We start from the raw sequence: 24971 nt of genomic DNA, 5'->3' as shown, positions 1-24971 counted from the left end.
ACTGCGGGGCTGAATTTACGCAGGATGGCGGTTATTTTCACCGATAATTACATAAATGGGAAAGCCCCGTGGTACGGGGCTTTCCGGCTATTGGTTATTGTATGGGATTTTGTATCAGGTTGGGGTCCAGCAGGATTTCCGATTCAGGGATAAAATGTACCACTCTGGCATCGGTGTATTTGATAGTTTGCGGATGTTCCGGCTGTACGCCCGGATAATCACGGAAAACATTCCTGTTGTTGCGGAAGAGATCGAACACGCGGTGTGTTTCGAAGGCCAGCTCCAGCCGGCGCTCGTCCAATACCACGTCCAACGCGGAGGCATACCCTTGCATGTTGGCGGAGGAAAACAATGCGTTGCCGCTCAGGCCCGCACGGGTCCGGATGATATTCACATCAGCCAGTGCTGCATCGTTTTTACCCATTTTGGCATTGGCTTCCGCGCGTATCAGGTACATTTCCGCCAAACGCAGCACTACCGGGGAACTCAGGGTAGGCACGTTGTCCTGGTTGGAGTATTTCAGGATGTACCATTTGGGAACGTTGTTACGGGCGGCCATTACCTTATTGCCATTGGCATCAACAGAATCCTGGCCAGACTGCGCTTTCAGATATACCGGCTGTACAAAGGCATGCCGTACGTCCTGCGGAAATCTATCCAACAGGGTGCGATAGGACTGGGAGGCATACATCTCACCATATCCCATACCACCGGGCGACATATAATACATGGAGCCGATGGAACTCCAGGTACGGTCATCCTGTAAGGTATGGTGAATCGCGAAAATGGTTTCATTATTGTTTTCGTTGCTTTTGGTAAAATAACGGGGCAGTTCAGCGGTGCTGAGCAGTGAATATTTACCGCCAGTGATCACGGAATCCGCATAGATGGCAGCAGAATCGTTACGTCCCATATAGAGGTATGTTCTTGCCAGCAATGCCATGGCAGCGCTTTTGGAGGCGTAGCTGTTACTGTTGTCATCGTTCATCAACGCCTTCGCGCGGGAGAGGTCAGCTACCAGCTGGGCATACACTTCTTTCACTGTGTTACGTTTAGGCGTTGCCGTTATATCGTACTTTGTAATAACGGGAACGCCTAAGTTAGTTTCCGGGCTTTGGCTGTATGGACGGCCAAAAGAGCGAACCAGCGCAAAGTGGACAAATGCGCGGATGAACAGGTTTTCACCGATCAGTTGATTTACTGCGGGCGACTTTCCTTCCGACATTACCTCCAGCAGCCTGTTACAGCCGTTAATAGCTTTATATCCCATACGCCACAGTTGGCCGGTATTACCCTGGTTGGTAAGATGGCCATAAGTGTAAGAGTAAAACAGCGGGTCAGTGGTAGCGCCGCTCAGCGCCACATCGTCGCTGGGGAACTCTCCCATCTGGAAATAGTTGCGGGTAAAGTTTTCCTCTTTGAGCAAGGCATAGTTGCCGGCGGTAGCGGCAGGCCATTTGGTTTCATCTTTCAGTACACCGTCGTCGGGTATAGCGCTGTATGGTTCTTTATCGAGCGAACAGGAGGCGGTAAAAGCCACCAGTGAGAGCCCTGCAATATATTTGGTTATCTGCTTCATGATAATATCTTTTTTTGCACCCTGTTAAAAATTGATTTCAAGTCCGGCAAACCATTTGGTACTGAAGGGATATTTAGTCCCGTTGATACCGCGGTCGTCAACTTCCGGATCGATGCCGGAAAACTTGGTAAGGGTCCACAGGTTGTCACCGCCCACGGATACACGCACATTGCTCACCTTCACACGGTCCAGCCATTGTTTGGGCAGTGAGTAGCTCAGGTTTACGTTTCTCAGGCGCAGGTAGCTGCCATCTTCCAGGAAACGGGAAGAGGGTTTATGCGCGTTCTTATTGCCGCCGATCACATATTTCGGATGTGTGGCGTTATCGCCGGGATTCTGCCAGCGGTTCCAGTTTTTATCCAGCTGCATCAGGTTATAGGTGTAGTAGGCGCCATCGTTGTCCATCAGTTCACGGGTGCTGTTGTATACGTCATTACCGGAAACAAAGGCCAGGAAGGCAGACAGCTGGAAGTTTTTGTAAGACCATACGTTACGCATGCCGCCAAAGAATTTAGGCGTGGCGGAGCCTACGATCTGCAGAGTAGCGTCGTTATAATTGCTGGTAGTGGTAACGGTTTTCTTTCCGTCAGCATCGGTGGTGACCTTCTCCCAGGTAGGGTTGCCGTTGCTGGGATCTACACCGGCCCATTTACGCATGTAGAAGCTGCGCATGTCCTGGCCTTTTTGCAGGATAAAGTAGCCGCTCAACGGATCGATGATGTAGTTTTTGCCACCATAGAGATCACGTACGGTGTTTTTGTTGAAACCGATATTGAAATCGGTGCTCCATTTAAACTCACCCACTAGGTTATCTGTGCTCAGGTTGATTTCAATACCCTTGTTGCGCACACCGCCTACGTTCTGTGAAATGTAGCTGTAGCCGGCGGTACCAGGCAACGGTACATTAAACAACAGGTCTTTGTTGTCTTTCTGATAAATATCTACGCTGAGGTTGATCCGGTTGAACAGCCCCAGGTCAAACCCGATGTTGGTATTGTATGCTTTTTCCCAGGAAAGGTTAGGCACATTGTAAATGCTGGGATATGCACCAGGGAAACCATTGTACTGCGTATTGATAGCGTAGGCGCCGATAGCAGCATAGTCACCGATTTCAGCATTACCAGTGGTACCATAGCTGGCCCTTACTTTCAGGTTGGTAATAGCTTTGATGGATTTAATGAAGTTTTCCTCAGAGGCAGCCCAGGACACACCAAAAGCATAGAAGTTACCATACTGCTGGTTGGCGCCGAACTTGGAAGAACCGTCCCTTCTGAAGGAAGAAGTGAAGTAGTATTTATAATTGTAGTTATAGTTAGCCTGAATAAAATAGGAATTGAACACACGGTCTATTTTGGTGCCGCCGATAGACATAGGGGAAGAGGTGGCGCCCAATACGTCTTTACCGGCCAGGATACCTTTTCCTTTGGCATTGATATTACCCCAGTTAACCTGCTGGAACTCTGCACCCACCAGTCCATCGATATTATGCACCTTATTGACGGTGTAACGGGCTTTCAGCAGGTTGGAGCTGATATATACGGTAGTGTCCAGGTAATAGTTGTACAGGTTGCCACGGTCATCAGCGCCGGCGGCAGTTCTCACGTCACCATTGCTTTCGTTGCGGTCGTGATAGTACTGCGCGCGGTTGGTAGTGCTGAAGGACAGCCATTTGGTAATGTCGTATTCCAGTTTCAGCAAGCCTTCGAGGGACTGCCGGGTGTGTTTATCATAGTTATATTGCTGATCATAGAGGAAGTTGGTCATATCGCGGCCGTACCACACGTCAGTATTGATCGGGTTGATTGGTCTGCCTTGTGCGTCATAGGGTTTGTCCCATGGCAGGTTGGTGTAATACTGGTACAATGACCCGCCGGAGTTGTCCTGGTCGCGCTGCTGTACCGCTGCGAAGTTGGCGCTCACACGGAGTTTTTCAGTGATGTTATGATCGAGGTTGAGGCGGGCGCTGAAGCGCTCTACGCCGGTACCTTTGAGGATACCATCTTCTTTATAGTAGTTTCCGCCCAGGTAGAACTTGGTTTTTTCGTTACCGCCGCGGGCAGACAGTTCATAGTTCTGGTTAGAAGCGTTCTGGAAGGCGAGTTTCTGCCAGTTGGTGTTGATGTCTCTGATGGAAGGGTCCAGTTTTCTGCCGGCAGCTGTTTGCAGGTCGTAAAGCTGTGTTCCGTTCATGAGATGGAAACGTCCGGTATTGAGTTGTGCGGAGCCAACGTTGGTGCGGAAGTTCACCTGTGTTTTACCTGCCTTGCCGCGTTTGGTGGTGATGACCATTACACCGTTGGCAGCACGGGCGCCGTACAGGGTGGTGGCGGCAGCATCTTTCAGCACCGTTACCGTTTCTATATCGCTGGGATTGGGCAGACCGCCAATGATACCGTCTACCACCACCAGCGGAGCGTTGCCGGCAGTAAGCGTACCATTGCCCCTGATACGGATGGTAGGGGTGGCAGCGGGGTCGCCGGAGCTGTTGCCTACGAATACACCGCTGACTTTACCCTGCAGCATTTTATCCACGCTGGTGGCCTGTACGTCCTTCAGTTTGGCGCCACCTACGGATTGTGCCGCGCCGGTGAGGTTTTTCACGGTGGTGGTAGTATAGCCCATCACCACTACTTCTTCCAGCTTTTTGGTGTCTGCGTCCAGTTTTACGTTGATTTCTGTGCGGTTATTTACCGGTACTTTCTGTTGTACATACCCTACAAAGGAGAACACCAATGTGGCGCTACCGGAAGGTACCTGTACGGAAAAGTGGCCACTGGCGTCGGTTACGGCGCCACCGGAGGTGCCTTCTACGGCGATGGTGACACCGGGCAGCGGCTCATGTGTGCCGGCGTCGGTTACGCGACCGGTAATTTTCATCTGTTGGTTATTCACCGGGGTGATCACCACCAGATTGTTTTCCAATACGCGATAGGTGACATTGGCGGTGGAGAACAGCTGGCCAAGTACATCGTTGATCTTTTTGTTTTTCACGTCAATGGACACTGCCTTGTCCAGGTCTGCAAAGTTCTCATTGTAAAAAAAGCGGTAGTTACTGCTGTTTTCAATCATTTTGAAAACTTCACGGACGCTCTTGTTTTCTGCGTGTAGTTCGCTAATTCGGTCTTGTGCGGAAATGGTGGCAGATGCTTGTAGAATACTTCCGAAAATTAGCAATCCCGTCATTCTCATCATTAGGAATAATTTTCGCCTGGGGCAAAGAAATGCCGCCAAGTTTAGAGTGGATTTCATAAACTTGTATAGATTTTAGTTAAACGATGAATTACGGCAGAACGCCCGTCGCAAAGGCTACTGCACACTATGTGATTTTCGTTGGATTGGGGTAAGTCGCATTACCCCAATTTTTTTCAGTTGTTCTTACTGTTCATTCATTGGTTTTTACAGGTTCAATAATTGTTGTTCTGTTGGCCTGCCTCCCGGCTATTTACCGTTCCGCAGTGCGTTGGCATATTTTTCCTTCAATACTTTATCCACGCTGATGCTCACTGTTCCCTCCTCTATGCTGTAGTCCAGGGGTGCTGTCAGTTTCAGGATATTTAGCACCTGCTCCAGTGTTTCCTGGCGGAATGTGCCACTGAACCGGTAGTTTTTCAATTCGTCTTCTTTGAAGTCAACATTTACATTAAACCTGCGCTCCATGGTGACAGCCATTTCTTCCAGTGTCTGACCTGTTACGATCCAGTTACCATCTTTCCAGGCCGTGTATATATCAGTGTTGCTCACTTCTTTTGTTTCCACCGGTGCCGGGGCAGCGGCGTGGCTGCTGGTGTTTTTACCGGCAGCTGGTGCCTCTGTTGTCTGTTTATACACCACATGCTGATGTGGCTTTAGCATTATTTTAAACGGATTGGCGGTGCTGCTGCCATCTATCCGAACGGCCCCATCCACCAGGGTGGTCACCACGCCTTTGTCTTCCGGATAGGCCTTTACGTTAAATGAAGTGCCCAGTGCCAGTATCCTGAGATCAGAAGCCTTCACGGTAAATGGTTTCCGGGAATCTGTATGGACCTTAAAAAACGCTTCTCCTTCCAGTTTCACTTCCCTGCCGGCGGTATTGAAGGAAGAGGCGTATTCCAGCTTGCTGCCGGCATTGAGCCATACTTCTGTGCCGTCAGACAGTTCTATTTTGGTCGTCGCTCCTTTCGGGCTGGTCACCGTCACCACTCCCTGGTCTCCTTGTCCTTTTTTCAGCGTAAGCCAGGAAAACACCACTCCACCCCCTAAAACAAATGGCAACGTATAGGAGGCGGCCATTTTCAGCACCTGTTTCCATCTTTTGACGGACACCGGCGCGTTGACCTGTCGCATTTCCTCCCAGGCCGCCTCTGCATTATACGGACCTGTTGCCGCGGCGGCCATCCAGGCATCCCGCAGCTGTATAAAATATTCCCGGTTCCCGGGGCTGGCATCTATCCATTTTTCCAGCTCCTGCTGGTCTTCCGGCGTAATATTACCAGACAAGAATTGCACTATCAGATCATCCATCTGCCCAGGTAAATAGTTAGGCTGCATATTTTTAAACAAGTAGTAAGACAATCTTTTTGTCCCCATAGGGTGACAAACAAGAAAAAAAAATTTTGGTATTTATTTCAGCAGTGGCAACAGCTCGTTCCGCAGACGTTGTAATGCCCGGGTCATTTGTGTTTTCACAGTGTTGACGGAAATGCCCAGTTGGCGGGAAATTTCGGGATAACTCAACTGTTCAAAGCGGCTTAGCCGGAATACATCCTGGCATTGTGGCGGCAGTTTCCGGATCGCCTTTTCCGCCATATGTTCCAGCTCCGCGCTCTCCAGCCTTTCTGCCGGTGTAAGTGCAGCAGGCATATTCATTAAGTTAATACGGGATTCCAGCTGTTGTAGCAGCTCATGGCCATAGCGGGCCCTGATACGGTCCTGCTTAACGTAGTTGATGCAATTGTTTTGAACAGCCCTGTACAGGTACGCTTTTACTGATATCTGTATGTTCAGGTCATCATAACGTTCCCAGACTTTGAGAAATGTGTCCTGTACAATCTCTTCCGCCAGTTCATGACGGTTTACAAAATCAAACGCAAAAGTACAGAGCGCAGCATAGTACGTTTTGAAGAGCCCTTCAAAAGCCGGTAACTGTTGTTTATGTTGATTGATATGTAAACTCGATTCCAAAGTATTCAGATCCTGACACGCTGTTATACTGGCTGTAGTGCTACTTGTACGGTCACTCCATCGTTCACGTCATTGCTCACTTCATTGCTCATCGGTCGCAAACAAATATATGTTATACGTCCATGAAAAGATACGATAAGTCCGGAGGTATTTGACAAATTGTTGGAAATAACGCCGAGATGTGTAAAAAAAATAACAATATCTCCCCTGCCTCTATCTGTAATCGTCATCAAAATTTCACCATGCTGTGAGTTAAATTTATATGAAGATGATTGTCAACAACTTAACGGTTTTGTAACGGTTTATTAATGTCCCCATAACAGTGGTGCTATTGCTTTGCGGTTTAAAAATTTTTTTTAAACCAGTCAAAGCATGAAGAAAAAATTTACAAAGTATCTGAAGCGACCACTGGGCCTTGCTACTGTACTGTTGCTATCGGGCCACCTATATGCCCAACAGCCCGTCCATGTGAAAGGACGCGTAGAGTCTTTCGACAAAGGTGAGCCTATCCCGGGCGCGGCTATCATGGCCAATGGCAAGCTCCTCGCCATCACCGACGTAAACGGCGCCTTCGACATCAAGTCCCTTACTCCCGGCGCACAGCTTTATATCACCATGATGGGTTATGAAAAGCAGCAGCTGGTGTTCAATGACGATGCGTCCAATCTGCATGTACGTCTGAAAACAACTACCGGCAAGCTCAATGAGGTGGTGGTGACCGCTCTTGGTATTAAAAGAGCAGAGAAAGCACTGGGTTATGCACAACAAACCCTTAACGATGAAGCCATGACCGATTCCAGGCCCAACAACTGGTCTGATGCGCTGCGTGGCAAAGTAGCCGGATTAAATATCGCCTCTCTCGGCGGCCCGCTTAACTCGCAGGAGATAAGGCTTCGCGGCACCAACTCCCTTACCTCCAACGGCAACGCTGCACTGGTGGTAGTAGACGGTGTACCCGTAAACGGAGGCCTCACCACTTCCGGAGCCTCCAACGGCTATATGGGCGGCGATGCTTCTATCGACGTTCCGGTCGATTTCGGTAACGGTATATCAGATATCAATCCGGACGACATTGAAAGCGTAAGTATCCTCAAAGGCCCCGGTGCAACGGCATTGTATGGTAGCCGCGCTGCCAACGGCGCCGTATTGATCACCACCAAATCCGGCGCTAAAGCCAAAAGAGGACTGGGCATCTCTTTCAACAACAACACCAGCTTTGATGTGATCACCCGCTGGCCCGACTGGCAATATGAATACGGCCAGGGCGACGGTAAAACCAACTACAACGCCAAAGGTGAACTGTATTACTCCTATGGCGCTACGGAAGACGGTCGCAGCACCGGTGGCAGCAGCAGCGCCTTCGGCCCTAAATTCGACGGACAATACTATTTCCAGTACGACCCCGTTAAAATGGGCACCGGTTCAGAAAGAACACTGTGGCAACCCTATAAGGACAACCGTAAATCCTTCTGGCAGACAGGCCGTACGGTCACCAACACCCTGTCGCTCGAAAACTCCGGCCAGGACGGTTCTATCCGCGCTTCCGTTACGCATTCCTCCAACAAATGGATCATGCCCACCACCGGATTTGAACGTATAACCGCTGCCGTTAACGCCGGATACAAAGTATCTAACGCCATCAGGCTGTCCACTGCGGTAAACTATACCAATAAATCCAGCGACAACCTGCCGGGCCTCGGTTATAACAACCACTCCATCGGTTATTTCATGATTTTCCAGAACCCCAACGTAGACCTCGACTGGTACAGGGCAAAATGGAAACCGGGAGCGGAAGGCATCAGCATGATACGCCCTTACAGCTCCTTTATCGATAACCCGTTCGTTATTGCGGAAGATATCACCAACGGCTTACGTGGCAACGCCATCACCGGCAACCTGAAAGCCGATGTTCAACTGGCGCCCAAACTCACCCTGATGCTGCGCGGTGGTATCAACACCAACCACCAGAACAGGGACCAACGCCGTCCATATGATACTAACCGCTATGGGCAAGGTTTCTACACTAAACAAACCGTATACACGCAGGAAATCAATACCGACTTCCTCCTGTCTTACAAGAATGCATGGATGCAGGACAAATTCACCCTGACCGCATCTGCCGGTGGTAACGCCATGAGCAGCCGCTACGACCGTACCGACAACACCCTGATCGGACTGGTGGTGCCCGGCGTTTACAAGATGACCAACGGTATCAGCAACCCGCTGGTGGCCACCTACGACTCCAGGAAAAAAGTAAACAGCCTGTATGGCCTCGTCAACCTGGGTTACAAGGACATGATCTTCCTGGACCTGACGGGCAGAAACGACTGGTCCAGCACCTTGCCGGAAGCCAACTGGTCTTTCTTCTATCCTTCTGCCAACCTGAGCATGATCATCAGCGAAATGGTACAGCTGCCTAAATCCATCAGTTACCTGAAATACCGCCTGTCACTTGCCCAGGTAGGTAACGACACTGAACCGGGCAGAACGGCCAAATACTATGGCCGCAGCAGCTTCCCCAGCTCCGCTGAAGCACCTTCAGAACTGTATAATTTGGAATTCAAACCGGAGATATCCACCAGCGTGGAAACAGGTATCGAAGTGGCTTTCCTGAAAAACCGCCTGAAGCTCGACGCATCTGTATATCGTACCCGCACTAAAAACCAGATCCTCTCTGTTCCCCTGGAAAGAGCCACCGGCTTTGCTTCCGCGCTGCTGAACTCCGGTGAAGTCCGCAACCAGGGCCTGGAGCTGATCTTAAGTGCCACACCAGTGACGAATAAAAACTTCACCTGGAACACCACTATCACCTGGGCGGCTACACGCAGTAAAGTGCTGAGCCTCGATCCCCGCCTGGGCGGCAAACTGTCTATCATGAGCTCTTCCAGCGCCACACTGACCGCCGTAGAAGGACAAACAGCTTCTGCACTCTACGGTCTTAAGTTCCAGCGCGCCCCGGACGGCCAGATCATCTACGTTAACGGCATTCCCAGTGTAACGCAGGTCACCGAATACGTAGGCGACACCAACCCCGAATGGAGAGCCGGCTGGACCAACAGCTTGACGTACAAAGGTTTCAGGCTGAGCACTACTGTCGACGGACAGCTGGGTGGTACGCTCTATTCTCATTCCCACCACAAAATGACAGAACAGGGTAAGCTGAGACACACACTGAAAGGCAGAGAAGAAGGATGGATCGTTGGCGAAGGCGTAGTACAAAATGCAGATGGCTCTTTCAGCCCTAACACGGTAAAAGTAAGACCAGCCGATTATTATGCGCAGTACTACCGTTTGAACAACACTGAAGCCAATTCCTTTGACGCTTCCTTCATCAAACTGCGTGAAGTGTCACTGGAGTACAACTTCCCGAAAACATGGTTCAACCGCACCAAAATACAGAACCTGAGCCTCGCCATATACGGACGTAACCTGGCAACCATCTCCGATTTCCCGATTTATGATCCGGAAGTGGCCACACAAGCCAGCGGAACAGGTATCCTTACCGGTGTGGAAGTAGGCCAGATGCCGACACCGTCTACTTTTGGCTTCAACCTGAAAGTAAAATTATAACCGATCTCTGTTACTGAAATCAGCATAACCATGATATCTCTGAACTTAAGCAACCGCTTTAAAACCATATATGCCGCTGTACTGGCCACTGCGTTACTGGGCAGTTGTACCAAGGACTTTGTGGAGACCAATAAAGATCCTAACCGCCTGGAAACCATTACTCCGGGCACTTTGCTGAATCCCACCATTTACAACGGTGCGTCCTACGGCATGAGCCGCAGCCGCTCCTTCACTTTTGAGCTGATGCAGATTGCCGGCGGATACCCCAATGAATCTGTAGAAGACCAGACTTACCTGTACGATTTCCGGGAAGATATTGGTAACGGCATCTGGGCCACGTATTACCAGTGCCTTGCCAATGCACGCGAAATGGAGTTGTCTGCCATTAAACTGAACAACAATAACTACCTCGCGATATCCCTGACGCTGAAAGCATGGTTTTATTCCATGCTGACAGACTGTTTCGGCGATGTTCCGATGAGTACCGCCCTGAGCGGCGAACAGGGCACCTTCTTCCCTACATTCGACAAGCAGGAAGATGTTTACAAAACCATCCTGGCAGACCTGGAAAGAGCCAATACATTGTATAATACCGGCACTACCACCATGTATGCTGCCGATATCCTTTTCAACAATGACCTGACCAAATGGAGAAAGTTCACCAACTCGCTCCGTCTCCGCCTGTTACTGCGCACCATGAAAAAACTGCCCGGCAATGCAGACATCATGGCCGCTATGTTGCAGGACGCAACGAAGTACCCGGTATTCCAGAGCAATGCCGAAGCCGCCGTGCTCAGCATCACCGGTACCACGCCTAATATCTCCCCCTGGAGCAGGCCGCAGGATTTCAGCACCGGTCGCGTGTATTTCGATTTCTTTATCAACAACCTGAACAACTTCAAAGATCCGCGCTTAGCCTTGTTTGCCGGTCAGGCAAAGGATAAGAACAACAAAAACATAGGGTATAAAGGCTTGCCGGTGAACTATATGGAATCCCCTACCAGCGTCAACTACAGTCCTTCCGGGCTGCTGCAGCGACTGGTGATCGCACCGATGATCGTGCCGATACTCAGCTACGCAGAAGTGGAACTGATCCAGGCAGAACTGGCGCAGCGGAACATTATCCCTGCCGCCACAGCGGAAGATCACTACAAAAAAGGTGTAAAAGCTGCTATTGAGATGTGGGGAGGCGTGATGCCAGACAATTACTTCACGCTGGAGAGCACTAAATACGACGGTACGCTGGACCGCATTATGCTGCAAAAGTATTTTGCGCTTTTCTTCACAGATTACCAGCAATGGTTTGAGCATCGCCGTACAGGCCTGCCCGTATTGCCTACCACTACTTTTATGTATAATGATCAGAAGATGCCTAACAGGTTATATTATCCGGTCTCTGTTAAGGTAAACAATACAGACAACTACCTGAAGGTAGTAGAGCAGATGGGAGGAGACAAGATCAACACCAAAGTATGGTGGGAAAAATAAGGATAACCACACAACAAAAAACGCGGGTGATACACACCCGCGTTTTTTTTATCTGTAATAGGAGATTACATACATAAGCCGCCGCAGGCGCTGATCGTCTGACCAGTAACATAGCTGCTCATATCAGAAGCCAGGAAGAGGCATACATTGGCAATATCTTCCGGTGTGCCGAAGCGGGCCAGCGGAATTTGCTGAATGTAGCTGGTTGCCTGCTCACCTTCTTTCAGGTAGCTGGTCATATCTGTTTCGATAAAGCCCGGAGCTACGGCGTTGCAACGGATGTTACGGCTGCCCAGTTCCTGTGCGATGGATTTGGAGAATCCGATGATACCGGCTTTGGAAGCGGCGTAGCTGCTTTGGCCCGCGTTGCCCATGATGCCTATCACGGAGCTCATGTTGATGATGCTGCCGGATTTGGCTTTCATCATCGGACGGATCACCTGTTTGGTCATGTTGTACACGCTTTTCAGGTTGATGTTCATCACATCGTCCCATTGGTCGGGGCTCATGCGCAACAGGAGGTTATCTTTGGAGATACCGGCGTTGTTCACGCAGATATCAATTTTTCCGAATTCTTTCAGCACTTCAGTTACCAACACTTCTGTCTCTTCGTAAACACCGGCGTTTGATTTATATGCTTTCGCCTGTACTCCCAGCGCGCGGAGTTTTTCTTCCAGGATTTTCGCCTTTTCATCAGAACTTACATAAGTAAAAGCCACGTTGGCTCCCTGTTCTGCAAATTTCAAAGCTATCGCTTCTCCAATACCACGGCTGGCGCCAGTTACAATCGCTACTTTGTTCTCCAGTAATTTCATGTTATAGTTGATAGGTTTTAAGTGTTCATGGTTGCCGCAAACTTCAGAATTTCTTCGAGGTAGTTACGGTCGTTGTTCAGGCGGGGCACTTTGTGCTGGCCACCCAGTTTGCCTTTGCTTTTCAGGAATTCGCAGAAAGTGCCTTTGGGCAGTACATGTACTACCGGCGGGCGCAGGGCGATGTCCTTATGCCTTTTGGCTTCGTAGTCTGAGTTAATGGATTTCAGGGTATTGTCCAGTACAGATACAAAGGTGTTTATATCTGTTGGCGCCACTTCAAACTCGATGAGCCATTCGTGTCCGCCATTGCCTTCGTCGCTGAAATATACAGGTGCTGCGGTATAGTCATTCACAACGGCGCCGGTAGCTTCGCTGGCTTTGGCGATAGCCATATCGGCGTTTTCCACGATCACTTCTTCACCGAAAGCATTGATGAACGATTTGGTACGTCCGCTCACCTTGATGCGATAAGGCAGCAGGGAGGTAAACTGTATGGTGTCTCCTACCAGGTAACGCCATAGTCCGCCGTTGGTACTGATAACCAGGGCATAATTTTTCCCGGTTTCCACTTCCTGCAGCTGCAGGGTACGCGGATTTTCCTTGCCCAGTTCCTCCATCGGCATAAACTCGTAGAAGATGCCATGGTTAAGGAACAGCAGCAGGCCTTCTTCACCGATTACGTCCTGGGCGGCAAAGAAGCCTTCCGAAGCGTTATAGGTTTCCTGGTAGTGCATCAGCGGGTTACGGATCAGTTTTGCAAACTGGTCGCGGTAAGGTGTAAAGCTTACGCCGCCATGCATATACAGTTCGAGGTTGGGCCATACGTCTGCCAGGTTATCTTTACCGGTAAGCTCAAATATCCTTTTGATCAGTACGATGGTCCAGGTAGGTACGCCGGCAATGGAGGTCACGTTTTCGTGGATCACGGCATTGGCCATGCGCTCTATTTTTTCTTCCCATTCGTCCATCAGGGCTATTTCCAGGTCGGGCGTGCGGATCATGTTACCATAAAAGGGCATGTTCTGCAACATCACGGCGCTAAGATCGCCACAGTAGGAATCGCTGTCCTCCGACAGTTTATTGACCTGGTGGCTGCCGCCGATGATCAACGATTTTCCGGTAAATACGTCGGAGTCAGGGAAGTTATTGTAATAAAGGGAAATAACGTCGCGCCCGGAACGGTAATGACACTCGTCGAGGCTTTCAACGGTTACGGGTATAAACTTGCTTTTATCAGCGGTGGTGCCGCTGGATTTGGCGAACCATTTGATTGGCGTATTCCACAGTACGTTCTGTTGGCCTTCCATGGTGCGCTGAATATAGGGTTTGATGGTATCGTACGTGTGTACCGGTACCCTTTCTTTATATTCCTCTATCTTATAAATCTTTGAAAAGCCGTGTTGTTTGCCGAACTCCGTGTATTGAGCGGCGCTAATAAGGTTTTGGAATACCTGCTGCTGTACTTGCACGGGATATTGCATAAAATAGGCGATGCGCCCCATGCGCAGACGTGCGAGTTGTGATATGGCAGGACTTAAAATCTTCATATATAGGAGTAGCGTGTTTTTATTGTTTAGCTGCTTCGTCCAGGTAATTCTTCCTCCGAAGAACGAAATTCTGGCCAAGATACACTTTTCTCACCTGTTCATCTTCAGCCAGTTCTTCTGCCGACCCGGATTTCAGGATTTTTCCTTCAAACAATAAATAAGCCCTGTCAGTAATGGACAATGTTTCCTGTACGTTGTGGTCTGTGATCAGGATACCGATATTCTTGTATTTCAGTTTGGCTACGATAGACTGGATATCTTCCACGGCAATAGGGTCGATACCGGCAAAAGGTTCGTCCAGCAGGATAAATTTGGGATCTACCGCCAGCGCGCGGGCGATTTCCGTACGGCGGCGTTCTCCCCCGCTCAGTACGTCCCCGGGGCTTTTGCGGACATGCGTCAGGCGGAATTCGCTCAGGAGCGCTTCCAGCTTGTCTTTCTGCTCGGCCTTTTTCAGGTTGGTCATCTCCAGCACAGCGGCGATATTGTCTTCCACACTGAGTTTGCGGAACACAGACGCCTCTTGCGGCAGATAGCCAATACCCATTTTGGCCCTTTTGTACATGGGCAGCTTGGTAATATTCACCTCATCGAGGTAAACATTCCCTTCATCCGGCTTAATAAGCCCGACAACCATGTAAAAGGAGGTAGTTTTACCCGCTCCGTTAGGGCCCAGCAGCCCTACAATCTCCCCCTGGGAAACCTCAACAGACACGTGGTTTACCACCGTCCGGGCGCCATAGCGCTTTACCAGCTGGTCCGTATGTATTCTTAATGCCATATGATCAAACTTAGCAAAATTAAACAATTCATTCACTTGGCCTAGTCATAGTTCGCCCAAGATGAAAAATCATACAAGATTGACGAGGGGATATGTTATTTTTGCCCCCGTAAATTTTCAGTCGGAATAAGGTTTACCCAAACAGCCATTATTCCACAAATTCCATAACACATGAAAGTAACAGAACATATTGCCCAGGCGAAGGATACACTGATATCTTTCGAAATCCTTCCCCCGCTGAAAGGAAAGAGCATTGAATCCATCTACGACCATCTGGACCCGCTGATGGACTTCAAGCCGGCTTATATTAATGTAACCTACCACCGCAGTGAGCATATGTTCAAAAAGAAGGCCGATGGCGCGTTCGAGAAGGTGGAAATCCGTAAACGCCCCGGTACGGTAGGTATCTGCGCCGCTATTATGAACCACTATACGGTGGATGCAGTCCCTCACCTGATCTGCGGCGGCTTTAGCAGGGAGGAAACGGAAAACGCCCTGATCGACCTGGCCTTCCTCGGCATCGATAACGTATTGGTGCTCAGAGGCGATGCTCCGAAAAACGAAACATTTTTTGAACCGGACCCGCACGGCCACAGCTATGCCAGCGAACTGCTGGACCAGGTGGTGCATATGAATAATGGCGTGTACCTGGAAGACGACCTGCAGGGCGGCGTAAAAACCAACTTCTGCATCGGGGTGGCCGGCTATCCGGAAAAACACTTCGAAGCGCCCAATATGCAGACAGACATGGGCTACCTCAAACGGAAAGTGGAAATGGGAGCGGATTACATCGTTACTCAGATGTTCTTCGACAACCAGAAATTCTTCGATTTTGTAGCCAAATGCCGCGAAATGGGCATCACAGTACCGATTATCCCGGGACTGAAACCCCTGACCTCCAAAAAACAAATGAACATCCTTCCCAGGATTTTCCATGTAGACCTTCCCACGGAGCTGTCCAGCGAAATTATGCGCTGCAAAACTGATAAGGAGGTGGAACAGGTAGGCACCGAATGGCTGATCCAGCAGTCCAAAGAATTAAAAGCCTTTGGCGTGCCGGTGCTCCATTACTATACCCTCGGCAAACCGCAGGTGGTACGCAAAGCAGTGGAAGCGATCGTATAACATTTAACCGACTTTATATAAAAAGAAAAGGGAATGACGAAAGTCTTTCCCTTTTTTGCTTTTCTTTCATATTATAATGCCATTACGTAGAGACGTAGTGGCATATCCCTATAACTGTCACACATTTAAATTAACTGTCCAATGATCATCGCAACCCCTTAGGGAAGCAACTTTCTGTAAAAAAGACGCACGTCAACACATACACCCCTACTCCTCCGGCAAAAAAAAAGAGACCGCCTGTAACGGCGGCCTCTCTGGTCCTATTAATGATTAACTGATAAGTATGTACGAAATTATACGCCGGATATCATAGCTGTCACGCTGCCAGCCATTTTCAACCTATATCCGGCATAACAGTGCTCCTTCGCAGCCGGCTTCTTAATACAGCCATTGCCCCGAAATATCCATCGACAAACAAATATAAAACAAAATAATGTATAAATATTTTTAATATTAAATACTACCAGTCTTCTCTGTTGAACAGTATACCGAGGTTAACACCGAAATATCTGTTTTTAAGGCTGCCGCCGGACCGGTCAATGTCCACCAGTCCATAGCTGTATTTAACACCCAGCGTGAGGTAACAATTAAATTCTATAGTAGCCGTGGCATTCAAACCGGCATCCCAGCGGTGAATGTTATAATCTGTAGAGAATACATTGGGATTTTTACCGAAATCCACCCGCTGACTGCTGGACTGTAACAGTTTTCCTTCTTTATAGATCGCCAGGTCATAGTCGCCCCGGATGCAATAGGCCGCATAACCACCGCCGCCCAGTGCCAGTTTTCCAATGCCAACAGGTATCTTATACACCAGGTCCACGGGAAGCTCCAGGTACTGCAGCCGGATTTTTGTTGCGCCCGGCAGCGCCACATTAACACCTTCCTGGCCGTTAAAAGACCGGTTAGCGCCTTTTACAGCATAGCTCAGTCCTGGCTGCAGCGCACCATTGGGAAATACAGGAATATTAAGGTAAAAACCGGCCTGCCAGCTGTGCAGGGCCTTGGAATCCGGCCGCGTAACCTCGGCGTTGCCCGGAGAGGCATCCATAGTGGCATTTAAATAACCACCCTGCAAGCCTAAGCTCACCTGGGCATTAACAATTGTGGCACAGGCCATACAGGCCAACACGCACAGGAATTTTAAACACTTCATTGTAGAACTGTACTACGGGATTAATGATGTTTGCTCAATAAGTTATCGTTATGATAGATTAGGTCTTTCAACTCACTCGATGGTTACAACGGCGAAGCTAATCAAAAGGTTTTGATTTATATAAAAAAGGCTGCCTGGAACCTACCAGGCAGCCTATTAATTAATTGTGATGTGGTGTTTCAGCGATTAACGGCCGCTGAATTTGTAACCTACTGACACACCAAAGGAAGTATTTTTAAACTTCGCGTCGTTGTTGGTGTTGTCCAATGCGTTCACCATGCCCAGGTCCGCATTCAGGCCAAAGTATAAACCTGCAGGAATTTCGTAACCAATCTGGATGTTACCACCAGCATCAAAACGTTTCAGTTTCATCAGGCCGGCTTCGTCATCAAAAGCTTTTCTTTCGCCAACGAGTGGAATATCCTTGTATTTACCGCCAACGCCATATGCGATGTACGGGCCAATTGCCAGTACCAGGTTACCGCTACCTACTTCAGGTTTGAACATGAAGTTGATCGGAAGCTGCAGATAACCCAGTGACACTTTCATATCAGTGTTTTTGAATTTACCGCCTTTGCCGGAATACAATAAACCTGTTCCTACGTAGAAATCATCCCCTAAAGGAATATCAACGGTTACGCCAGCTCTCAGTCCTGTCAGGAGCTTGCTGGTTTCCTTGGAGGTAGTACCAAAAGCAGATGCTTTGGTGGTTACACTGGAAAACTGAGGGCCTGCTACAATGCCCCACTTTGTCTGACCGAATGTAACACCTGCGATTAATAAGGCGATCGCAGCTAAGAATACCTTTTTCATTTTTTGTGTATTTGGATGAGGGTAAAAAAGTGATGCCAACAGGCTGGTAACATCACTTTTTGTGTTTTTTTGATTGCTAATTGATTATGAATCAGCCTGTACTTTTTGCTTACTAGCTGTAATTACAACACGAGTTAAAAATTGTTCAGGAAAAACCGTTATCTGCCGCCAAAGAGATAACCGACAGAAACACTGAATACACGGTTCTTGTCTTTGTTGTCTGTGCTGTTATCCTGTCCGGAGTACACTTTAGCGAAACCGATACCGTATTGGGCACTGATCAGGAAATTGCTGACTTCGGCGCCCACCTGGATATTACCGCCCCAGTCAAACCGTTTCCACTTATCACGGCCACGGTTGGGGTCATCTGTAAATGGGGTGTCATCGTCCCATTTAATGCTGGAAGAACCACTGGTAGTACCTGCTACGGTCGTTACCTCATATTTGTTCTTACCCGCTACCCCAAATGCAAAATACGGGCCTATACCGGCAAACAGGCTGGCGTGCTCACCTACCGGCAGTTTGGCAACAAAGTTCAAAGGCACTTCTATGTAAGATGGATTCTGGGTGTACTTAGCGTAAGGACTGGTAATAGTAACGTTGTTCTTGTCTCCTATTTCGGATTTTGTCCCCTTGGTGGTGTAAAACACACCCGGCTGGAAAGACAAAATACGGGGCACCAGCGGTAAATCCGCTATGACACCGACATTGAAGCCAGACAAACTCTTTGCGTCTTTCGTACTACCGTCATTGCTGGTAGTGATATTAGAAAGGTTCCATCCACCTTTAACGCCTACACGGGCTTGCGACATTGCGGCCAATGATAAAGACATCGCTGCAAAGGACAGGAAAATCATCTTCTTGGTCATAACCTAAAATTTTGATCCGGGCAGCAAAATTCAAAAGGTATGCCAAAAGAATGTTAAAATATCACAAGTCATTGATTATCACAATAAAACGAGGCATATATTCTACGTTCTACACCCTGTTTTCTACAACTTCGCAGCCGTGCCTTTTGGCCCCGAACGCTCCAGAAAATCATTCAGTTGCTCTACAGCGAGACGTTTGGCCACAATTTTTTTGTTTTCGTCCAACAGGTACACTACCGGTGTACTATATACGTCGTATAGCCGGCGGTAATTGGTGGAGTTGTCCGGGTCAAGCGCATGTACCCATCCGGAAAGGCGATGCTCCCTGATAAAAGACAACCATTCCTCACGGGTACCTTCGGTTTTGATACCGATCATGGCCACTCCCTTACTTTTCCAGCTGGCATTGAAGGCAGAGTCCAAGCGGGGAACTTCCGTTTTACAGTGCCCGCAGGTAGGGTCCCAGAATACCAGCACGGTATACTTCGCTTTTGTTTTATAAAGGGAGACGGGTTTCGAAGCGGTATCTTTCAATTCCAGCGGCGCCGCCCGCTGACCGATAAGATTAGGCGCCAGCGTATAAGCACGGTTCACAATTTTATTGAGCTGCTCATCATTCAGCCAGAAAGCTTCTCCTGGTACATAGTATTTCTCCACCAAATGCACAAATACCGCATCCATGCCCATATATGGAGAGCTTTCATAATTATAGGTGAGCCACCACAGCACATATTTGAACGCCTCCTTGCTCTTACGTGTGCGGGCAATGAGCGCGTCACAGTCCGCAATTATAGAATCTGGCATATTCACCACCAGCTGGGAAAAATACTTCTTCAGCTTGGCTTCCAGCACCGGCGTTCTCACCAGCCGGTCTGTTGACAGCTCTACCTCGTCCCAATAATGCCCTTTGAAGTAGCGATAGGCAAAGGTGGAGTCTTCGTTTTCCGGCTTTTGAGGAATTTCCGGCTCTTTCATGGCCTTGAAAATGGCCGACAGTATTGCATCCGGGTGTTGGGTGATGAATTCATGCCGGTATTCCTGCAATTTTTTCCCCAGTTCCTGCTGCAGCGGATACACTTTAGCGGAGTCTGCAGCCGTTTTAGCTGTTTTCAGCTGCTCGGCAATATTACGGGTGAGTGATTCCTGCTGGTACAAAAACCGGTTGTAGGCCAAAAACAGCTCATTGTCCGGAGAGCCTTTATAGACGGTTTTCCCGACCAGGTCGGCCGTATCAATGGCGACGCTGAAAAACTGCTGTTTATCGATGAGCGTTTCCACATATCGTTGTTTGCCGGGCAGCACGATCAGGTAGATACCGGGATACAACGGTGTTTTCCCTTTCAGGACGGCTTCTCCTGCCGGGTTTACCTCTGCCGAGTCAGTCAGGTAGGTGGTCCGTCCCATATAGTTGGCCAGAAACAATTTTCCGCTGGTATAATTCTTCAGCCGGATAGAGAGCTGATAGCCCTGCGCGTGCAGGTGCAGCTGGATAGAGAGTGCTGTCAGAAGCAGGAAAAATATCTTACGCATAGGAATTGGTAACAATATGTAAAAATACAAGTAAAAAAGGTAACTGTGACATCCTTTTACGGCCAACGATTCATGATTTCCTTTTACCTTTGCAGCCGTGAGGAAAAAAAACGTAGTAATAGAAAAAGTACCTGTATCCGGCTATGCCGCAGAAGGTAAAGCCCTGGCAAGGCAAGACGGTAAAGTTATCTTTATTGAAGGCGGCGTAATGCCCGGCGATATTGTGGACGTACGACTGTCCAAAAATAAAAAAGACTGGGCGGAAGGCAAAGCCATTCATATACATAGTTACTCCGACAAGCGCATCACACCGTTCTGCCAGCATTTTGGCACCTGTGGCGGCTGTAAATGGCAGATGATGCCCTACAGCCTGCAACTGGAATACAAACAGCAACAGGTGGCAGACCATCTGCAGCGTATCGGCAAGCTGGTGCTTCCTCCCATGAGCCCGATCCTTGGCTCGGCCCATACGGAGCACTACCGCAACAAGCTGGAGTTTACCTTCAGCAACAAAGCCTACCTCACCAATGAGGAGATACGCGCCCTCAACGGCGAAGAGAAACCGGCCCGCCCTGCGCTGGGCTTTCATGTGCCCAAGCTGTTCGACAAGGTGCTTGATATTAACACCTGCTACCTGATGCAGGAGCCGGTGAACCTTATCCGGAACACCATCCGGGAGTATGCGATACAACATGAACTGTCTTTTTATGATATCCGCCTGCAGGAAGGCTGGCTGCGCAATCTGGTCGTACGTTTGTGTACCACCGGAGAGATCATGGTCAACCTGGTGATTCATCATGAAGACAAGGAAAACAGGGTAGCCCTGCTGGACCATCTGTTGAAAACAGTTCCGGCTATCACTACCTTGTTGTATACCATCAACCCAAAGAAAAATGATTCCATTTTCGACCTGGACCCCAAAGTTTATTTTGGGAAAGGTTATGCGGAAGAAAAGCTGGAGGATTTTGTTTTCAAAATCGGCCCGAAATCTTTCTTCCAGACAAACACCTATCAGGGAGAAGTGTTATATAAAGTTACCCGCGACTTTGCGGGATTGACCGGTTCGGAAATTGTGTATGATCTGTATTGCGGAACTGGCAGTATTGGTATTTTTGTATCCCGGCAGGCCCGGAAAGTGGTAGGCATCGAGCTGATCAAAGAAGCGATCGATGATGCCCGCGAAAATGCCGCCCGGAACCAGGTCAACAATGCCGAATTTTTTGCCGGCGATGTGGTGGATATCTGTGATGACGCGTTTTTTGCGCACCACGGACAACCGGATGTGATTATCACGGACCCTCCACGGGCAGGCATGCACGAAAAGCTGGTCAACAAACTGCTGGAAATTGCTGCCCCAAAAATCGTATATGTAAGCTGTAACCCGGCTACACAAGCCAGAGACCTGGCATTGCTGGATGCGCTGTACACGGTGGAAAAGGTACAACCCGTAGATATGTTTCCGCATACGCACCACATCGAAAATGTGGTGTTACTGAAGAAAAGAGTAAATAATCAGCAATAAATGAACGAGTACAGGCCCGGAAAATTTCAGTTTTTACCCCTTGTGATCAAGAATCTGATGATCATTAACGGGTTGGTTTGGTTGGTTCAGGTTACCCTGCTCAAGCGGTACGGGTATGATATGAACGACCTTTTTGCCCTTCATTACTGGGGGTCACCGGGATTCCGGCCTCATCAGTTCATTACCCACCTGTTCATGCACTCTACCAGTGATCCCTGGCATCTGCTCATGAACATGTTCACCCTCTGGATGTTTGGTTCCACGCTGGAAAACCGGTGGGGCTCCAAACGTTTCCTTATCTTCTACATCATCTGCGGTATTGGCGCATCGTTGTGTTACATGGGCGTGCTCACCTATGAAAACATGACACTGGCCAAATATGCCAACGCTTTCCTGAACGATCCTACCTTCAACAATTTCGTGGCGCTGGACCGCAAGTTCCATCTGGACAATGCCAATGTGAGCATGCAGGACATGAAGGAAGCCATTGCGCAGGGCAACCAGTTTGCCATCGACATGGCCAGGATCTATGTGAAACAATACATGCTCAACTATAGCAACAGCATCGTGGTAGGCGCTTCCGGCGCAGTATACGGTATCCTGTTCGCCTTTGGTTACCTGTTCCCCAATGCTATCATCTTCCTGTATTTCTTCCCGGTAAAAGCCAAATACTTTGTGGCTTTTATGATCCTGACAGAAGTCTGGGCCGGTATACAAAACGCGCCGGACGATAACGTGGCACACTTCGCCCACCTGGGCGGCGCACTTTTTGCGTACCTGCTGCTCAGAGGCTGGAATAAAAGGCACCGATCGGATTTTTATTGACGCAAGACTTTATTAAGCCGTAATTTTGTATTGTAAATACTTGTACCATGCATGCGTTGGAAAAAGAGAAAATGCCTCGTCTATCCCTTGGGGAGGGGCGGAATATGGTCACTCAATTAGTGGTTGTCAACTTAACGATTTTTATATTCCTCCTTTTTGCCAAGGTGATCTATACCATGGAAATAGGAAAGGAAGGGGACGCCCTTTTCTATAAAAATATTCTGAACTGGCTGCGAATGCCTGCTGATCCGGCCCGACTGCTGGCGCGCCCGTGGACATTGCTCTCGTCCCTCTTCACCCATGTAGAAGTGCTTCAGATATTCACCAATATGGTGTGGCTGTGGTGTTTTGGCACCTTCCTGCAGCATATTGCCGGTTATCAGCGGATACTTCCCATGTACCTGTTTGGAGGCCTGACGGGCAATATATTTTACCTTCTTGGCGTTCAGGCCATTCCCGGCCTGCATACCCTGCTGCCCGATGCTGCCGTGATGGGCTCCTCCCCCGGCATTATGGCCATGGCAGCCGGCGCCACGCTGATTTCCCCGCGTTATCGCATCTTCCCGTTACTGGGCGGCGGCCTGCCCCTTTGGATCATTACCCTCGTATATGTAGGCCTGTCTGTTGGCACCAGCATATCCAGCCCGGGCGGCATCGCTTATCTGGTGCAGTTGTCCGGCGGCGCTTTAGCAGGACTGATGTTCATGTACAGCTGGAAAAAAGGGCACGACTGGGGCGCAGGTTTCAACCACCTGTTGTTTAAACTGACCCACGCTTTCCATCCGGCTTCGCAGCAGATAGACCCGAACCATCCGAAAAGTGCTGCTAAAATCATCGCCCGACTGGAAAGCCAGCCATTTCGCAAGATTGGCCAGGTGCCGGAACAACGGCTCAATGAGATTCTTGATAAGATCAATGAAATGGGGCTCGACTCCTTATCCCCCGAAGAGCGGGAAACATTGTTGCGCGCCAGTGACAACTAGATATTTTGTTATTTGGATATTTTGTTATTTAGATATTTAATGGGTTGTTAACGGCAATTGCCGATTAATGTCATACCTTACCATTCCCCGATATCCCAATAACAAAATATCCAAATAAACATGAAGTTTGTTTGCTCGCTGTTAATTATCTCTGTTCTCACCAGCGCTTATTTACCCCAACTCAGCCCCGGTAGCTTCTGGCTCTCCGGCTTTGCCGCCCTGGTATTTCCTGTTATTTTCCTGATTTGCCTGTTGACATGGCCGTTCTGGTTGCTGTGGCGCAAGCATAGGAGATATTTTATTTACATCAGTATAGCGATGTTGCTTTGTATCCGCCCTGCTTTAAACACCTGGGCGCTTCATTTTTCCCCGAAGGAAAATCTCACCAAAGAAACCGGCAGCAAAGATTTTACGCTCATGACCTACAACTGCAGCAGTATGGGCTTACAGGCGTATAAAGTCAACCAGCAACTCCGGTCAGCTATTTTTCGGCAGGTAACGGATGCGTCGCCGGATATTCTCTGCCTGCAGGAGTTTTACACCAATGACAAGCCGGAAATGTCGCATAATATCGATACCCTGAAGCTGATCGGGCGATATCCCTATCACTATTTCACGCATGACCAGTTATTCTGGGAAACCTGGCATTGGGGTATCGTACTTTTCTCCCGTTATCCTATTGCAGCCGCCAGCGCCATTCCATGCGACAGCCTGGCCCGGGGCAGCGGGCGCAGTTTCCTTCAGGCGGACCTGGTGATTCATGGTGATACCGTGAGGGTTTTCAGCGTACAGTTCACTTCGTATATGCTTACCCGTGACGACCTGCGGGGCAGGCGAATATTCAGCCTTGGCCGTAAAATGAAGGCCACTTTCCGGCGTCGTGCATCGCAGGCGAAACAGCTTGCCGTGCTGGTGGCCGCCAGTCCCTACCCTGTCATAGTAGCAGGCGACTTTAACGACACGCCAGCCTCCTACAGCTACCGCCACGCCGCAGCAGGATTACAGGACGCTTTTCTGGCAACAGGACTCGGCTGGGGCAGGACTCTTTCCTATTTGTCGCCTACCCTGCGGATCGACTATCTCCTGCCCGACAGGCATTTCAGCATCAAGGGATGCAGGGTGCTGAAAATACCGCAGTCAGAGCATTTCCCGGTTATATCCTGTCTGTCGTTGAAAAAACATTAACTTTATTCATTCAACAAACG

The 24971-nt window shown here is 49.1% G+C and carries 18 protein-coding genes; 7 read left to right on the top strand and 11 right to left on the bottom strand.

Translation table 11 applies throughout. From position 1 onward, the window contains the following. Positions 1 to 94: 94 nt before the first annotated feature. The 4 genes from HGH92_RS12245 to HGH92_RS12230 form a co-directional block, all read right to left on the bottom strand. A complete protein-coding gene (locus HGH92_RS12245; protein ID WP_168870997.1) occupies positions 95 to 1579 on the bottom strand; it encodes a RagB/SusD family nutrient uptake outer membrane protein in 1485 nt (494 codons plus the stop codon). 24 nt (positions 1580 to 1603) lie between these two features. Beyond that, positions 1604 to 4648: a TonB-dependent receptor gene (locus HGH92_RS12240; protein WP_168870996.1), complete on the bottom strand. Its 3045-nt coding sequence runs from the start codon at positions 4646 to 4648 to the stop codon at positions 1604 to 1606. Positions 4649 to 5017: 369 nt separating this feature from the next. Next, complete coding sequence (locus HGH92_RS12235; RefSeq protein WP_168870995.1) at positions 5018 to 6082, bottom strand: FecR family protein; 1065 nt, start codon at positions 6080 to 6082, stop codon at positions 5018 to 5020. 99 nt (positions 6083 to 6181) lie between these two features. Then, positions 6182 to 6742 (bottom strand): RNA polymerase sigma-70 factor, encoded by a 561-nt coding sequence (locus tag HGH92_RS12230; RefSeq protein WP_168870994.1) that lies wholly within the window; start codon positions 6740 to 6742, stop codon positions 6182 to 6184. Positions 6743 to 7114: 372 nt separating this feature from the next. Here HGH92_RS12230 and HGH92_RS12225 point away from each other — a divergent pair, with 372 nt between their 5' ends. Together HGH92_RS12225 and HGH92_RS12220 are read left to right on the top strand one after the other, a co-directional pair. After that, positions 7115 to 10312 carry a SusC/RagA family TonB-linked outer membrane protein gene (locus HGH92_RS12225; protein WP_168870993.1) on the top strand — a complete coding sequence of 1066 codons (3198 nt, stop codon included), beginning with the start codon at positions 7115 to 7117 and terminating at the stop codon, positions 10310 to 10312. Positions 10313 to 10342: 30 nt separating this feature from the next. Continuing rightward, positions 10343 to 11800: a SusD/RagB family nutrient-binding outer membrane lipoprotein gene (locus HGH92_RS12220; RefSeq protein WP_168870992.1), complete on the top strand. Its 1458-nt coding sequence runs from the start codon at positions 10343 to 10345 to the stop codon at positions 11798 to 11800. A gap of 65 nt (positions 11801 to 11865) precedes the next feature. Here HGH92_RS12220 and fabG read toward each other — a convergent pair whose 3' ends face one another. The 3 genes from fabG to lptB are packed head-to-tail and all read right to left on the bottom strand — an operon-like array spanning position 11866 to position 14943. Beyond that, positions 11866 to 12615 carry a 3-oxoacyl-[acyl-carrier-protein] reductase gene (gene fabG, locus HGH92_RS12215; protein ID WP_168870991.1) on the bottom strand — a complete coding sequence of 250 codons (750 nt, stop codon included), beginning with the start codon at positions 12613 to 12615 and terminating at the stop codon, positions 11866 to 11868. Between the two features lie 17 nt (positions 12616 to 12632). Further along, positions 12633 to 14162 (bottom strand): GH3 auxin-responsive promoter family protein, encoded by a 1530-nt coding sequence (locus HGH92_RS12210; RefSeq protein ID WP_168870990.1) that lies wholly within the window; start codon positions 14160 to 14162, stop codon positions 12633 to 12635. Between the two features lie 19 nt (positions 14163 to 14181). Continuing rightward, on the bottom strand, positions 14182 to 14943 hold the full coding sequence (gene lptB, locus HGH92_RS12205) for an LPS export ABC transporter ATP-binding protein (RefSeq protein ID WP_168870989.1): 762 nt from the start codon (positions 14941 to 14943) through the stop codon (positions 14182 to 14184). A gap of 171 nt (positions 14944 to 15114) precedes the next feature. Here lptB and HGH92_RS12200 point away from each other — a divergent pair, with 171 nt between their 5' ends. After that, positions 15115 to 16068, top strand: coding sequence for a methylenetetrahydrofolate reductase (locus tag HGH92_RS12200; RefSeq protein WP_168870988.1), 954 nt, complete (start codon positions 15115 to 15117; stop codon positions 16066 to 16068). Positions 16069 to 16528: 460 nt separating this feature from the next. On the opposite strand, the gene HGH92_RS12195 is transcribed toward HGH92_RS12200, so the two are convergent. The 4 genes from HGH92_RS12195 to HGH92_RS12180 all read right to left on the bottom strand — a co-directional run bounded on the left by HGH92_RS12195 (position 16529) and on the right by HGH92_RS12180 (position 20436). Then, a complete protein-coding gene (locus tag HGH92_RS12195) occupies positions 16529 to 17224 on the bottom strand; it encodes a porin family protein (protein ID WP_168870987.1) in 696 nt (231 codons plus the stop codon). A gap of 186 nt (positions 17225 to 17410) precedes the next feature. Then, positions 17411 to 18037, bottom strand: coding sequence for a porin family protein (locus HGH92_RS12190; protein WP_168870986.1), 627 nt, complete (start codon positions 18035 to 18037; stop codon positions 17411 to 17413). Between the two features lie 158 nt (positions 18038 to 18195). Beyond that, positions 18196 to 18906: a porin family protein gene (locus tag HGH92_RS12185; protein WP_168870985.1), complete on the bottom strand. Its 711-nt coding sequence runs from the start codon at positions 18904 to 18906 to the stop codon at positions 18196 to 18198. Between the two features lie 123 nt (positions 18907 to 19029). After that, entirely contained in the window at positions 19030 to 20436 is a 1407-nt protein-coding gene (locus HGH92_RS12180; protein ID WP_168870984.1) for a TlpA family protein disulfide reductase, read from the bottom strand. Positions 20437 to 20533: 97 nt separating this feature from the next. Between HGH92_RS12180 and rlmD the strand changes: the two genes are divergently transcribed. The 4 genes from rlmD to HGH92_RS12160 all read left to right on the top strand — a co-directional run bounded on the left by rlmD (position 20534) and on the right by HGH92_RS12160 (position 24951). Continuing rightward, entirely contained in the window at positions 20534 to 21958 is a 1425-nt protein-coding gene (gene rlmD, locus HGH92_RS12175; protein WP_168870983.1) for a 23S rRNA (uracil(1939)-C(5))-methyltransferase RlmD, read from the top strand. Positions 21959 to 22078: 120 nt separating this feature from the next. Continuing rightward, positions 22079 to 22783 (top strand): rhomboid family intramembrane serine protease, encoded by a 705-nt coding sequence (locus tag HGH92_RS12170; RefSeq protein WP_168870982.1) that lies wholly within the window; start codon positions 22079 to 22081, stop codon positions 22781 to 22783. A gap of 47 nt (positions 22784 to 22830) precedes the next feature. After that, positions 22831 to 23766, top strand: coding sequence for a rhomboid family intramembrane serine protease (locus tag HGH92_RS12165; protein WP_168870981.1), 936 nt, complete (start codon positions 22831 to 22833; stop codon positions 23764 to 23766). Positions 23767 to 23886: 120 nt separating this feature from the next. After that, a complete protein-coding gene (locus HGH92_RS12160; protein WP_168870980.1) occupies positions 23887 to 24951 on the top strand; it encodes an endonuclease/exonuclease/phosphatase family protein in 1065 nt (354 codons plus the stop codon). The last annotated feature ends 20 nt before the right edge of the window (positions 24952 to 24971 follow it).

It is taken from the genome of Chitinophaga varians, assembly GCF_012641275.1.
Taxonomy (GTDB): domain Bacteria; phylum Bacteroidota; class Bacteroidia; order Chitinophagales; family Chitinophagaceae; genus Chitinophaga; species Chitinophaga varians_A.
This window is presented reverse-complemented; position numbering and strand designations above follow the sequence as displayed.

What these genes read in the sequence shown, in the direction of transcription:
- HGH92_RS12245 (WP_168870997.1), bottom strand. Translation starts at nt 1,579, where the DNA reads ATGAAGCAGATAACCAAATATATTGCAGGGCTCTCACTGGTGGCTTTT.
- HGH92_RS12240 (WP_168870996.1), bottom strand. Translation starts at nt 4,648, where the DNA reads ATGATTGAAAACAGCAGTAACTACCGCTTTTTTTACAATGAGAACTTT.
- HGH92_RS12235 (WP_168870995.1), bottom strand. Translation starts at nt 6,082, where the DNA reads ATGGATGATCTGATAGTGCAATTCTTGTCTGGTAATATTACGCCGGAA.
- HGH92_RS12225 (WP_168870993.1), top strand. Translation starts at nt 7,115, where the DNA reads ATGAAGAAAAAATTTACAAAGTATCTGAAGCGACCACTGGGCCTTGCT.
- HGH92_RS12220 (WP_168870992.1), top strand. Translation starts at nt 10,343, where the DNA reads ATGATATCTCTGAACTTAAGCAACCGCTTTAAAACCATATATGCCGCT.
- fabG (WP_168870991.1), bottom strand. Translation starts at nt 12,615, where the DNA reads ATGAAATTACTGGAGAACAAAGTAGCGATTGTAACTGGCGCCAGCCGT.
- HGH92_RS12210 (WP_168870990.1), bottom strand. Translation starts at nt 14,162, where the DNA reads ATGAAGATTTTAAGTCCTGCCATATCACAACTCGCACGTCTGCGCATG.
- lptB (WP_168870989.1), bottom strand. Translation starts at nt 14,943, where the DNA reads ATGGCATTAAGAATACATACGGACCAGCTGGTAAAGCGCTATGGCGCC.
- HGH92_RS12200 (WP_168870988.1), top strand. Translation starts at nt 15,115, where the DNA reads ATGAAAGTAACAGAACATATTGCCCAGGCGAAGGATACACTGATATCT.
- HGH92_RS12195 (WP_168870987.1), bottom strand. Translation starts at nt 17,224, where the DNA reads ATGAAGTGTTTAAAATTCCTGTGCGTGTTGGCCTGTATGGCCTGTGCC.
- HGH92_RS12190 (WP_168870986.1), bottom strand. Translation starts at nt 18,037, where the DNA reads ATGAAAAAGGTATTCTTAGCTGCGATCGCCTTATTAATCGCAGGTGTT.
- HGH92_RS12185 (WP_168870985.1), bottom strand. Translation starts at nt 18,906, where the DNA reads ATGACCAAGAAGATGATTTTCCTGTCCTTTGCAGCGATGTCTTTATCA.
- HGH92_RS12180 (WP_168870984.1), bottom strand. Translation starts at nt 20,436, where the DNA reads ATGCGTAAGATATTTTTCCTGCTTCTGACAGCACTCTCTATCCAGCTG.
- HGH92_RS12170 (WP_168870982.1), top strand. Translation starts at nt 22,079, where the DNA reads ATGAACGACCTTTTTGCCCTTCATTACTGGGGGTCACCGGGATTCCGG.
- HGH92_RS12165 (WP_168870981.1), top strand. Translation starts at nt 22,831, where the DNA reads ATGCATGCGTTGGAAAAAGAGAAAATGCCTCGTCTATCCCTTGGGGAG.
- HGH92_RS12160 (WP_168870980.1), top strand. Translation starts at nt 23,887, where the DNA reads ATGAAGTTTGTTTGCTCGCTGTTAATTATCTCTGTTCTCACCAGCGCT.